Raw genomic sequence first — 14,853 nt, 5'->3', positions numbered from 1 at the left:
ATCTTACAGATTGTTGATCTCCAAGGACGAATAATCAAAGAATTAAATTCTACAAACACTTCAGAAACCATGGATGTTTCAGAACTTCCTTCTGGACCATATTTACTGATTAGTAGAAGTAAGAACTCTAAACAATCCTTTTTATTTATTAAATAAGGAATAGGTATAATCCCACCAAACTAGTCAAGTATACATAGGTTGATAGTTAGATTATCAATCTATGTATACTATTTCAAAAAGGTAAAATGAAAGATTACTGATGTAACACGCTATTTTTTGTTTTACATCAATTTTTAGCTGTCAAAAGAAGGTGGCTTAGTAGACTAGTTTCTATTATTAAAATTTAACCTCAAAATATTCTGAAAATAATTATGAATTATTTTACTAACTCAAATAAAACAAAAACAGTCTTTGCCTGTTTAATATGTTTTTTATTAGCTAATTATTATAGTACAGCTCAAGTTCAATTAGAAGAAGAAACAAAGATTACGGATATAGGCCTGTTTTTCGATGGAAAAAAAGTAGATCGAAATGCTCCAAACAATGGGTCGGGATATGATTATTTTTTTGGAAATAGAATATCAGCCCATGGAGATTGTATTAAGAAGTATAAACAGTTTGTTTTTATGACTTGGTATAAAGGAGGTAAATATAATAGGCATGTCATGCTTTCTAGATATAATACCAGTACAGGTGTCATTAAAACTATTGAATTTCCTCATACTCATACAGGATTAAATGGTAAATGGTGGATAGGAGAATCTCATAACACAATAGCAGTTGGTGTTAGTCCTAAGAATGGGACTATCCATATGCTTTATGATATGCATTCTTATAATAATACAGGATTTTCAAGGAATGATTATTTTAGATATGCATACTCTGAAAAGAATGCGGCTACAGTTCCAGACTCGGACTTTAAATTAAGTCTCTTTATTCCGGACGGAACTAATGACTACACCCATGTAAGTTTAAATGGCACTCCCGATCCTCAGCAGTTTCAAGATCTTACATACCCTAAGTTTTTCCTAAATGATGATGGAGACTTATTAATGCACATGCGAAGAGGAGGGAATGACAATGGTGCATATGTTTTTAATAAATATAATGCAGGAACTTCGAAATGGGATAGATTAACTCAATTTAATAAATTAAATGCTAAAAATAATGGTCAACAATTTAATTGGGGACTTTATGGAAGTATGAAATATATAAATGGTAAACTAAGAGTTGGGTTCCAAAGAAGAAGTGCTAACAAAAATGATAAGTACTTATATCAGAATGGTTTCTATTATGGGTATTCTAATGACCAAAGTGGTAGAAGTCAATGGAAAGATCACTCAGGAAGCTCGGTGAGTATTCCTTTTGCAAATGCAGATTTATTAAAAGTTTATGAACCTGGTAATTTGGTTTCAGCAACCGGTAAAGATGAGGTTTATATCGTCCAAGGTTTTGATTGGACCGTAACAGATAGGGGAGATGTGCATATTATAGGTAAAGTTAGAGACACTAAAAATAACGTAACCAAAAATGTACATACGTATAAGCCAGCGGGTAGTTCAAGTTTTATTACTTCAACAAATTTTTCGGGTGGTGACCAATTATATACATATGATAATAATATTTATATTATTGGTATTAATAATAACCGTGTTTACGTAGAGAAAGCAGACGGAGGTAAAAATAATTTTACCAGGATATATGCTCCAACAAATGGAAAGAAATTTAGGCATGGTGTTCCTTATATCAATGATGGAAAATTGTACTACTACTTGATGGAAAAGAAATCAGGAGATAAGCAGCCATTGTACTTACAGATTATTGATTTAGGAATTAAGAACGAAGAAAATAAACCACCGACAGTTTCCTTAACGAATCCTGCACAAGATAATCAAGAATTTATTCTAGGAGAAACTGTTGCGCTAGGAGCAAATGCCTCGGATCCAGATGGAAATTTAGATTATGTCAATTTTAAAATAAATGGTTCCTTTTTTAGACAAGATCAGGATAGCCCCTTTAATGTTACCTGGACACCGACAACAGCAGGGACATATGTTATTGGAGCTAAAGCGTTTGATAAAGATGGGCTTTCTATAGAAGTATCTAGAACAGTAATAGTAAAAGAAGAAACAAGCAATCAATTACCAACAGTTTCTTTAACGAACCCTTCTCAGAATAATCAAGAGTTCATTTTGGGAGAAACTGTTGCGTTAGGAGCAAATGCCTCTGATCCAGACGGGAACTTAAATTATGTCAATTTTAAAGTAAATGGTTCTTTTTTCAAACAAGATCGAGATAGGCCTTTCAATGTAACTTGGACACCAACTGTATCTGGGACATATACCATAGGAGCTAAAGCTTTTGACAAAGAAGGATTATCAACAGAAGTATCCAGAACTGTAATAGTAAAAAGTAGCAACTCTGACGGAGGAAGCAATAGTTGTTCATTTGGTACACCTATCAATAGCGGTCTTAGTGCTATGGATAAGATATCGTATTCTAATGTACATGTCTTAGGTAATGATGGTCCAAAACTAGGTAGTTTCCGAAAGTTTACCATTAATTGGGTTCCTGCTAATAATGGATTATATCAGTTTGCTATCAATACCAATAATGGAACTCCAGAATGGTATGTAGATTTTAAAGCTACGATGACTTTTCAATTAAAGAATTCTAATCCAGAAGTTACTTTGAATAATACTGGATTTGAAGGTCTCGATGGATCTTATTGGGTTACCAGAGATACTAATAGTTTTATATTGGTTTCTAAGACAAAGGACTTCGCCATATATTTCAGTAATTCATCATCTGTTCCAGATTGTAATAGATCCTCAGATATTGATAATATTGAAGAGAAGATGGTGGTATACCCTAATCCTGTAAAAGATAATATCATCTATATTGGAGGATTATCTTCTAAGGCCAAAGTATTACAAATTGTCGATCTCCAAGGACGAATAATCAAAGAATTAAATTCTACAAACACATCAGAAACCATGGATGTTTCAGAACTTCCTTCTGGTCCATATTTACTGATTAGTAGAAGTAAGAATTCGAAACAATCCTTTTTATTCATTAAATAAAGGAATAGGTATAACTAACCAACTAATCAAGCACATATTGGGGGGATAATAATATTACGAATCAATATGTAACAATACCATCTTGAATTATGAAAAAAAATGAAATTAGAAATACGGTTTTTATAATAATATTTCTATTAGCAGGGGTTTATGCACATAGCCAAGTGCTTTGGTATGGAGATCCTAATAAGAGTGTGAATAGCAGCTTCAGAAGATTTGATTCTGGTAATGCTGGAGATTACTGTAATAATCAATCTAATAATTCATCTACAGCTACTACTACGAATGATTCGGAATATGGAAAAGTTTGGAGAGTTCGTAAACCGAAAGGTCAGAAAAGAGGGGAATTTGCCAGAACAACAGGCTCTGTTAATAATCATATACCTAAGGATGGAGATGTACTATATTATGGATGGAGATGGAAAATAAATTCAACTCCTAATATTACTAGCGGAATCGCTGTGTGGCAGTGGAAAACTGATGCGGGTAATCAAAATAATACTCAAAATTACCCTCTTAATATGGGGTATGGCAATGGGAACTTAAGTCTTAGTGCTTGGGGTCCTTGTTATCCGTCGTGGAATTCTTGTAGTGGATCTATTAGCAGACGCAAAACTACTTTATGGAATAAATCTATTCCAGAAAATACTTGGGTGAGTTTTGTCATAAAAATAAAACTGTCTAGAAATAAAGATGTAGGATATATAGAATTCTGGTATAATGGAGAGAAACAAACTTTAACCAATTCAGGATTTCAGGATTATAAAGTAACGTTGTCCTCGGATGGTAAGAGAGCATATCATAAAACATTTGATGGTACTGTTGTATATCCGAAATGGGGATCATATAATTCTAATGCGTGCAACTTTGATGTTAGCACTTATTATGACGAAATGAGAGTCGCTACAACTTTAGCAGCTGCAACTCCTTCGGGGACTTCTTCTGATTCTAATAAACCACCAACAGTAGCCTTAACGAATCCATCTCAGAATAATCGAGAGTTTACTTTAGGAGAAACAATTGTCTTAAGAGCAAACGCTTCGGATCCTGATGGAGATGTTGATCGAGTTAATTTTAAAGTAAACGGTAGCTATTATGATCAAGATCAAACGGCTCCTTATACGGTTACTTGGACACCGACTTCAGCAGGTACATACACTATAGGAGCGAGAGCTTTTGAAGAAGGACAAGAAGGGCTTTCTACAGAAGTCTCAAGAACAGTAATAGTTAAAGCGCAAACTAGTAATCAAGCTCCAAATGTTTCATTTGCATCACCATCGGGTAATATTACGGTACAAGAAGGATATGATCTTACCGTAGTTGCTAATACTTCTGATTCAGATGGTAGCGTTTCTAATGTAAAATTATATATCAATAATAGTCTTATTCGTCAGGAAAATGTAGCACCTTATGAGTGGGGTCATAATAGTTCTCCTAATCCACAAGAAGTAAATGGAAGATCTATAGGAACGTATACGGTTAAAGCTGTAGCTACTGATAATGATGGTAAACAAAGTGAAGTCGTTTTTACTTTAACTGTAGAAGGAGATGATGATAATGGGGGCGATGGAGATGGTAATAATAGTTGTTCATTTGGTACACCTATCAATAGTGGTCTTAATGCTATGGATAAGCTTACGTATAGTAATGTTCATGTTTTAGGTAGCGATGGTCCCAAACTTGGTAACTTCCGAAAGTTTACCATTAATTGGGTTCCTTCTAATAACGGATTATATCAATTTGCTATCAATACAAATAATGGTTCACCAGATTGGTATGTAGACTTTAAAACTACAATGACTTTTCAGTTGAAGAATTCTAATCCAGAAGTTACTTTGAATAATACCGGATTTGAAGGTCTCGATGGATCTTATTGGGTAACACAAGAAGCAAATAGTTTTGTAATGGTTTCTAAGACAAAGGATTTCGCTATATATTTCAGTAATTCATCATCTGTTCCAGATTGTAATCGATCTTCAGGTATTAATAATATTGAAGAGAAGATGATTGTCTATCCTAATCCTGTCAAGGATAATGTTATTTACATTGGTGGTTTGTCTACAAAGACTAAGATCTTACAGATTGTTGATCTCCAAGGACGAATAATCAAAGAATTAAATTCTACAAACACTTCAGAAACCATGGATGTTTCAGAACTTCCTTCTGGTCCATATTTACTGATTAGTAGAAGTAAGAACTCTAAACAATCCTTTTTATTCATTAAATAAGGAATAGGTATAATCCCACCAAACTAGTCAGATATACATAGATTGATTTTAAGGCTATTAGTCTATGTATATCATATTACATCAATTTTTAGTTGTGAAAAGAAGGTGGCTTAACGGACTAGTTTTTAGTATTAAAATTTAACCTCAAAATATTCTTAAAACCATTATGAAAAATTATTTAAAAAACACAAGCAAAATACCTAGATTACTTGTATTCATACTATTAATCCTATGTGTCAGTTTTTCAGGCGTAGCACGAGAGGAGTTAATTGATAAAACTTACAATAACGCTCCTTCAGTTTCTATCATTGGAATCAATAATACATACTCGGTCGGATCAGATATATTAATAAATATTAATGCTAACGATTCCGATGGGAGTATTACAAAACATCAAGTATATATAAATGGAATATTAGTAGATACTGATGGAACTAATTACACACCTCATCCTATAGTTAATGCACAAACAGGAAATTATACGGTTAAAGTTGTAGTAACTGACAATAACGGAGCTACGGATGAAGCTACAAAAAGTTTTACAGTAAACGGCTCTTCTGGAGGAGGTGATAATTGTGATACTGTTTACGAAGAGAAAAATGGCTTAGTAATTATCGAAACGGAAAACCTTTCTATAGCAGGAAATTGGCAAAAAAAGAGTGCAATATCAGGATTTACAGGAGCAGGTTACTTAGAATGGACAGGCCCCGATCATTTTAATGATCCTGGAAACGGAGTTATAAATACAAAAATCAAGATTAATTCTTCAGGACGATATAAATTCCAATGGAGATCCAAAGTAGGTGAAGGTGATAATGCTACAGAAGCGAATGACACTTGGTTGAAATTCTCGGATGCTAGCGATTTTTACGCACAAAAAGGAAGTGAACGAGTGTATCCGAAAGGATCCGGGAAAACACCCAATCCGGAAGGAGCTGGGGGCGAAGGATATTTTAAAGTTTATTCTACAGGAACGACAAACTGGACCTGGACATCAAAAGTAAGTGATAATGATCCTCACGATGTCTTTGTAGAATTTGATTCACCAGGTACATATACGATGTTGATATCTGGTCGTTCTAAACATCACATTGTAGATAGAATAACACTAAATCGTACAAGCACAAATGCTACTAACTTATCCCTAGCGGAAACGCTTTGTGATGATAATGATGGTGGTGATAGTACGGCATCCATTACAGGTGAACGAAAAAAATGGCATAATGTAACACTAACTTTTAATGGACCAAATACTTCGGAAACTGATGGAGAAAATCCATTTCTTAATTATAGATTGAATGTAACATTTACACATCAAAGCGGATCTCCTTCTTATGTAGTACCAGGCTATTATGCTGCTGATGGAAATGCAGCGCAAACTTCTGCAACTAGTGGTAATAAATGGAGAACGCATTTTGCTCCTGATAAAACAGGAACTTGGAACTATTCAGTTTCTTTTAGAAAAGGAACAAATGTAGCGGTAAACGATGATATTAATGCAGGAACTGTAGCTGGATTTATGAATGGAGAGAATGGTTCTTTCGATATCAGTGCATCGGATAAAGTAGGAAGAGATTTTAGAGCAAAAGGGCGTTTACAGTATGTTGGAGAACATTACCTACGCTTTGCAGAAACTGGTAAATATATGATCAAACAAGGATCTGATTCGCCAGAAAATTTATTAGCATATAACGATTTTGATAACACACCAAATGTCGGAAATAGAAGAAAGAATTATGCACCTCACGTAGGAGATTGGGAATCTGGTGATCCTACTTGGAAAAGTGGTAAAGGAAAGGGATTGATTGGAGCAGTAAACTATATCGCGAGTGAAGGGCTAAATGCTATGTCATTCCTAACTATGAATATTAATGGTGATGATGAAAACGTATATCCTTATGTAGCAAGTAATCAACGTACACGAATGGATGTTTCTAAATTAGAACAATGGGCTATCGTAATTGAACATATGCAGCATAACGGGATTTTTGCACATTTTAAAACACAAGAAACTGAAAACGAAATGTTACTTGATAATGGAAATGTAGGCACTCAGCGTAAATTATATTATCGTGAATTAATCGCTAGATTCGGACATAATTTGGCACTTAATTGGAATCTTGGAGAAGAAAATGGGATTTATGGGAGTACCAATCAAAATACGGATCAACGAAGAGCAATGACAAGATATTTTTGGAACAATGATCCATATCGCCATCATATAGTTATTCACAATGCAGTTCCTCTGCAACCAGATGACTTATTGGGAAATACTTCCAATCTTACAGGATATTCGATTCAAACTAACAAATCGGATTTTAGAACAGTATTTTCTAGTGTAAAGGAATGGGTAGATAAATCAAGAAATGCTGGAAAAAAATGGGCAGTAGCAGTTGATGAACCTGGTGATGCGGAGAATGCTATTCGTCCAGATAATAATCCTGGAAACTCTCATACAGACGGTAGAAAAAATGCCTTGTGGGGAACCCTACTTGCTGGTGGATGGGGTAATGAATGGTATTTTGGTTATGGACATGATGATTCTGATCTTTCTTTGCAGAATTTTAGAAGTAGAGATAAGTGGTGGGATTACGGTCGTCATGCAATTCGATTCTTTGATATTGTAGATCTTCCTTTGACACAAATGCGGAATAATAATTCTTTATCGTCTAATAACAATGATTACTGTTATGCAAAACAGGGAGAGGCATATGTGGTGTATTTAAAAAATGGCGGTTCTACAAATCTTAACTTAAATGGGCAAAGTGGTCAATTTACTGTTAAATGGTATAATCCACGTACTGGTGGTAATTTAGTAAATGGTTCTGTAACCAATGTTAATGGAGATGGAAACAGATCTTTAGGGAATGCACCAAATAGCACAGGAAGCGATTGGGTGATATTAGTTACTAAAAATGATAATGACCCTACCGATAATGAAGCACCTACAGTATCTTTTGCAAACCCTTCAGGAAACCCTTCAGTTCAGGAAGGATATACAAGTTTTGAAGTGACGGTAAATGCTTCGGATATTGATGGAACAATAAGTAATGTGAAATTATATATAGATGGAAATTTAATTCGTCAGGAGAGCATTGCTCCATATGAATGGGGAATGGGTGATAACGCGACTGAATTATTAGGATTATCTGTTGGGACTCACACAATCGAAGCGGAATCAATTGATAATGATGGAGCAACAACTAGTAAAACATTTACATTAACCGTAAATGGGACTAGTGGTAATCAATCACCAACAGTTTCATTAACGAACCCATCTCAGAATAATCAAGAGTTTGCATTAGGAGAAACCATTACGTTAAGTGCAAATGCTTCTGATCCGGATGGGAATTTGAAACATATTAATTTTAAAGTAAATGGTTCATTTTTTAAACAAGATCAAAATAGGCCTTTTAGTGTTACTTGGACTCCTACAGTTGCTGGAACCTATACAATAGGAGCCAGAGCTTTTGATACAGAAGGGCTGTCTGAAGAAGTATCAAGAACTGTGATCGTGCAAAGCAGCAATCCTGGTGGAGGAAGTGATAATTGTTCATTTGGTACTCCGATCAATAGCGGTCTTAATGCTATGGATAAGGTAACCTATTCTAATGTACATGTGTTAGGGGATAACGGGCCTAAATTAGGGAACTTCAGAAAATTTACGATTAATTGGGTGCCAGATAGTAATGGTTTATATCAGTTTGCTATTAATACAAATAATGGATCTCCGGATTGGTACGTAGATTTTAAAGATTCCATGACTTTTCAGTTGAAGAATTCTAATCCAGAAGTTACATTAATGAATACGGATTTTGATGGATTAGATGGTTCTTATTGGATAGCTAGAGACGGTGCTAATTTTGCACTAGTTTCCAAATCTGAAGGATATACGATATATTTCAGTAATTCGGTATCTGCTCCAAATTGTAATAGGTCTAATCCAGTAATTGATGTTTCGCAGATTAAAGCTTTTCCTAACCCTTTGTCGGATTCTTTTTTAACCATTTCAGGAATGTCATCAGAATTAAAAACTCTTCAGATAATTAGTGTTGAAGGGAAAGTAGTAAAAGAGTTTATGACTGAAAAAGAAATAGAAACTGTGGATGTTTCAGAATTACCATCTGGTTCCTATTTCTTATCTATTAAATCGATAGGATTTAAAGAATCTTTATTGTTTGTAAAAAAATAAGATTGGTAATAGCTAACTAGGATATTTTTTGAGATCAAAATATCCTAGTTTTATTAGTCCTAACTATATAAAAATCATTTTGTATTATCTTTTTAAAGATCATATTTAGAATTAAAACTTGATATTTTTTGACACGAGTATAGTAGGAAAGAATAATCTATAATAAAAACCTTAATAATATCTATAAAGTATCTATAAAAATTTAATGTAAATAAATGTTTATCAGTTATTTAAATCAATTTTCATTCATGTTTAAAACTTGAATTTTTCTTCGAAATTCAATACTATTGTATGATAATATTTAATAAGAAAATCCAGACGCTCTTGTTAAATTTTTTATATCATAGTTAAGAAGCATTGAACAAATATTATTGGGAATTTTAATTTATAATTTTAAAAATTTATTTATGATAATAATCATTCCAAAAACAACTGTTCTAAATATCAAGTGATAACTAGCATTTGACTCTTAAAATATTTCTTCCCTTAGATCTTTAATATTTTAATTCGGTTACTGATATGTATATCCAGTATAGTGATTTATTTCATTAAATGGATTTGACCTTATTAATAAAATTAATGATAGTAAATACAATTTTAGAATAAATTAAAATAAAGACTTACAAAAGATATAAGACACCATAATAAGCTTAGTGTTTATAGATCAATTATTGTCTCTATAGGTGCTCAATAACATAACACAAACTCACAACTAAAACCTAATAAATTATGAATACAACTAAAAGTTACCTCCATAAATGGCGATACCTATTAAAACACAGCAGCTTCGTTACATTAATTTTATTGATGTTCCTTATATTTTGTGTAAGTAAAATTTTTGCTACTTCTAACGACACGCCTACAAAAATTACCTCATCTTTTGATTGTGCTCCACCTACTATTAGTTTGGTTACTATTAGACCTGTTCAATCTGGATTATGGACACAGGCATCAACTTGGCCCAATGGTAATCTACCAACAGCAAATGATGATATAGTTGTTCCTCCTGGAATAACTTTAACTATGGTAGGAACTTGTAGAGCAAAGAATATCAAAGTACAAGGAAAACTTGGTGCAGTAAACTATCAATCTCCAGGTGCTTGGATAGATTTAGAAGCACAAAGTATTATGGTTGCTAACGGAGGATATATGGAAGTAGGAACTGAAAATCAGCCTTACTATGCAGATAAAGGCCCTGGAGGCATTAGATGTCAAATAACACTTACTGGTAACAAGATTGCTAATGCGACAGCATCATATAAAGCAATTATGGTAATGGGCGGAGGCCGCTTAGAATTGCATGGAAAGAAAAGAATAAGTTGGACCAATCTAACAAGTACGGCAAATGTAGGAGCGACGCAAATTACCTTAAAAGATCAGGTAGATTGGGAAGTAGGGGATAAGATTGCACTTACAGCCACAGGATTGGCTAATGGTCAATCCAAAGCTTGGAACAATGTGGATGAAGCCATAATAACTGCTATTAGCGATAATAAAAGAACTCTTACACTATCAGCACCTCTTAAATTTAAACATATTGGAGGATCTAAAACATATACTAGAGACAGAGATGGAAAAACTTGGGATGTAAATATCCAAGGAGAAGTTGGTTTGTTATCACACTATATTAAAATTCAAGGTAAAATGGATGGAAATAATGAGCAAACTGGCTTTGGAGGTCATATTATGCTCATGAAAGGTTCTACTTCTCATTCAGAAAATATAGAGTTATACAAAATGGGACAAAAAGGTGTGTTAGGTCGATACCCTTATCACTGGCACTTAAATGAAGATCAATCAAATGGTAGTTATCTAAGAAATAGCAGTGTGCATAAATCCTTTAATAGAGCTGTTACTATACATGGTACAGATTACGTCACTGTCGATGGTGTATTTGCTTACGACCAAATTGGTCACGGTATTTTTTTAGAAGATGGAGGAGAACGATTTAATACCATCAAAAATAATGTAGTATTTGTTACTAGGAGGCCAAAACCAGGTGAAGAATTGACTCCTTCGGATAATGAAGCTAATGAAGCACAAAATAGAACACCAGCATCTTATTGGATTACGAATCCAAATAACTATTTCGAAAATAATGTGGCCGCGGGTACAGAAGGAACAGGATTTTGGTTCGCTTTTCCAGAAAAACCTATGTTTGATTCTGGTAATTTAGCTTATTTCCAGGGGATGAACCCAACAATGGAACCCTTAGGGCGATTCGATGGTTTTGTAGCACATACTTGTATGACTGGCTGGGATGTTTTTGATCATTTAAACCCTGATCATTCAATAAAAAAGAATTTTGGATGGAAAGTTAATTCTAGGCAACTGATTAAAGATGGTTTGTTTTATGGAAATGATCAAGCTTTATATAGCGGATTAGGTGTAGGAGGAATAAATGAAAACACAGTTTTTTATAATTGTGCTTTTAGTGATAATAAAACGGTTTCTATGCTTGCAGGTGATCTTACGATAGAGAATAGCCTTTTTAATGTTGATACAGATTTAGGTGTTTTTGATGGTGTACGAGAATTCTTTAGATTTTATGATGGTCCTGGTAGACATTTTGATTGCCATTTTGAAGGATGGAACCGATCTAATGCCGAAATGATTAAGCAAATCACAGGTGGTGGAGCAACTGAGAATTTTAATCCTACATTTAGAGGAACTACCAAAGGATTTTCTGAACCTTTCCCATTTAGATTTTTTCAACTGCCAAATACTACTAATACTCGTACAAGAAAGGTTGGACAATTTTTCAAAGATTATGATGGAACGATGTTAGGAAAACCTGGTACGTTGATTCGAGATATTCCATTTCTTAGAGATGGACATGAATACAGACATTCTTCTTGGAGAAATGCAGCTCGATCTGATTATTATTTTGCAGGATTATGGATGGCAAGAATCAATGCAAGTGGAGTTCGTATGTCGGTAGTTCGATCTAAGCCCGGTACTGAAGATGTTTGTTTTTACGAATCTGGATCATCGTCATCTGGAACCTATAAATTTCCAATGATTGTTAATGAAGATTTTATGTATACATACTATTTTGATAAAGCCCCAGCAAATAAAAGTATATTACTTATATGGAATAGGGGAGACGCGGGAGATTTAGGATTAGCTTGCTTAAAAGGTTTGGGAAAACTAGGAAATTTTAGAGTAAACGGTGCTCCGCTACTAAATTCTAGAGTAGCAGTAGAAAATGCTACAAATAATGGATATTTTATAGCAGGAAATGGAGATGTGTATATTAAATTTAGAGCGGTTGGAGGAGATGATAGAGTAAATGTTACCTTAAATTGGGATAACAATGGAGGTTTTCAACCATCTAATCTTCCTTGTACAACAAACGACCTTGATGGAGTTACTGCTCTAGATAGTGATGGTGATGGAAGGCCCGATATCACTGAAATAGATACTTGTGGAAACCCAAACAATGCATCCGATTTAAACTTCGGATTTAGTAATACCAATGAAAATTTTGAACGCTTCAATATTGCCGCCGCTAATACCAGTAGCGATCAACATTGGTTGATAAGAGCAGATAACTCGAATGATCCCTATATTGTAAGAAGTGGATTTAAATTTGACGGGAATCAGGTTTCCCAATTAAGAATTCGGACAAAGTCTGAGGCAACTGGGTCATATCAACTATTCTGGACCACAATCAATGAGAATAATTTTTCGGCTGCTCGATCCGTAACAGTAACACCACAAACTACGAATGTTTTTGAAGAATTGGTTTTTGATATGAGTGGATTCGATACCTGGATGGGGCAAACCATTACCAAACTTCGATTAGATTTCCCTGGGAATCCTTCAGGATCTAGTCATTATTGGGTTGATTATATTCATGGACCAAATGCATCGGATGATCCTTGTGATAATTCACCAGAAATTGTATTTACAAACCCTACAAATAACGAGTTGGAAGAAGGTGATGATTTAGGTGTAGTAGTCTCTGTTACTAATGGAAGTGTTTCTAATATTAGACTTTATCTAAATGATGTTTTGGTACGACAAGAAGGAGGAGCTCCTTATGAATGGGGGACTGCAAATACCAACCAAGATGATAGTGCTTTATTAAATCTTGCAGCTGGAACTTATGAATTGAAGGCTATAGCAACCACTACCAATGGTGAAACTGTCACCAAAATCCAAACGATCATAGTAAATGATGTAAATGGAACTGCAATTTCAATACCAGGAGGTTTTGAAGCTGAAGCATTTGCAAATATATCCGGCAGTGTTCGTGCAGAGAACACACCTGGTGGAGGACAAAACCTTGGTTTTATATTAAATAACAATTATACTGAGTATCAGATTGATGTTGAGGATTCAGGAAGTTATGATTTTACGGTATTTACTTCAAGTAATACTAATGGCGGTACCATTGAGATTTATGCGAATAACTCATTAAAAGAAACTATACAGATTCCAGGAAATGGTAATTGGCATTCATATCAATCATATACTAGTTCCATTTCATTTTCTGGAGGAAGTCAAACATTACGATTGGTATATACTGGCGGAGCTGGATATCTGTTTAATTTTGATAAAGTTGAAGTCACAAAACCTTCGCTAGTAGAAACAACCGCAAGCCTTTCTCCAATACATGATGCTTACCTGGATAATGGTACCCGATTTAATAATACTATGATGAGGTTAGAAGATGGAAGACGTAGTGGATATCTGATGTTTGATCTAGCTGGAATTAGTGGGGAGATTACTGATGCGATATTAGAGTTCGAAGTATTTGGTGATGCAGGAAATGGAGAAGTACTTGTCCAAGAGGCAACGCATAACGGTTGGACAGAGACCAATCTCTCTCTTCAAAATAAACCTGCCACAAAAGCACAAGTTATAGGTTCTAGAACAGGTACATATGCAATAGGTTCTACCATACAAATTCCGGTAGATCTTTCTAAAGTTTTGACTAATGAGAAGATCAGTCTTATTTTAAAAATGAATGGAGGCAATGATTTTGCTTTTGGATCCAAGGAAAATGGAACTACAGGAGCTCCAAAATTGGTAATTACTTATTTAGAAAATAAAAATCCTGACAACGTTGATGATAACGCCCCTATTCTTTATCCAAATCCAGTAAAGAATATCTTACGTGTTTCTGGTGCGGATTTTTCCAAAGTCATTAAAGTATATGATTTATTAGGTGCAGAAAAGATTAGCCAATCTTTGGATGAATCAGAAAACGAGATTGATTTTAGCCAGCTGTCCAAAGGAGTCTATATGGTGCGAATTATAGATATAGAGAATCGTCGATCAGATTTAATGATATATAAAATTGTAAAAACAAATTAAAGAGAATGATAAACAATCTCAAGGT

General features: G+C 34.3%; 5 protein-coding genes. All 5 read left to right on the top strand.

What is annotated here, in order from left to right:
• Entirely contained in the window at positions 1-156 is a 156-nt protein-coding gene (locus BMY33_RS24040; protein ID WP_483073328.1) for a T9SS type A sorting domain-containing protein, read from the top strand.
• Between the two features lie 215 nt (positions 157-371).
• The gene (locus BMY33_RS19480; protein ID WP_091411650.1) at positions 372-3,083 is read left to right on the top strand and encodes an Ig-like domain-containing protein; all 2,712 of its coding nucleotides are present in this window, start codon (positions 372-374) and stop codon (positions 3,081-3,083) included.
• Positions 3,084-3,172: 89 nt separating this feature from the next.
• Entirely contained in the window at positions 3,173-5,311 is a 2,139-nt protein-coding gene (locus tag BMY33_RS19475; RefSeq protein WP_091411649.1) for an Ig-like domain-containing protein, read from the top strand.
• A gap of 166 nt (positions 5,312-5,477) precedes the next feature.
• Entirely contained in the window at positions 5,478-9,503 is a 4,026-nt protein-coding gene (locus tag BMY33_RS19470; protein WP_091411647.1) for an Ig-like domain-containing protein, read from the top strand.
• 729 nt (positions 9,504-10,232) lie between these two features.
• Entirely contained in the window at positions 10,233-14,828 is a 4,596-nt protein-coding gene (locus BMY33_RS19465) for a G8 domain-containing protein (RefSeq protein ID WP_091411645.1), read from the top strand.
• Positions 14,829-14,853: the final 25 nt, after the last annotated feature.

This window comes from Aquimarina amphilecti (assembly GCF_900109375.1).
In the GTDB taxonomy this organism is placed as follows: Bacteria; Bacteroidota; Bacteroidia; order Flavobacteriales; family Flavobacteriaceae; genus Aquimarina; species Aquimarina amphilecti.
Note: the sequence above shows the minus strand (reverse complement) of the source record. Positions and strands in the feature narration are given on the sequence as shown.

Coding starts and splice junctions, on each gene's coding strand:
- BMY33_RS19470 (WP_091411647.1), top strand. CDS start 5,478: ATGAAAAATTATTTAAAAAACACAAGCAAAATACCTAGATTACTTGTA.
- BMY33_RS19480 (WP_091411650.1), top strand. CDS start 372: ATGAATTATTTTACTAACTCAAATAAAACAAAAACAGTCTTTGCCTGT.
- BMY33_RS19465 (WP_091411645.1), top strand. CDS start 10,233: ATGAATACAACTAAAAGTTACCTCCATAAATGGCGATACCTATTAAAA.
- BMY33_RS19475 (WP_091411649.1), top strand. CDS start 3,173: ATGAAAAAAAATGAAATTAGAAATACGGTTTTTATAATAATATTTCTA.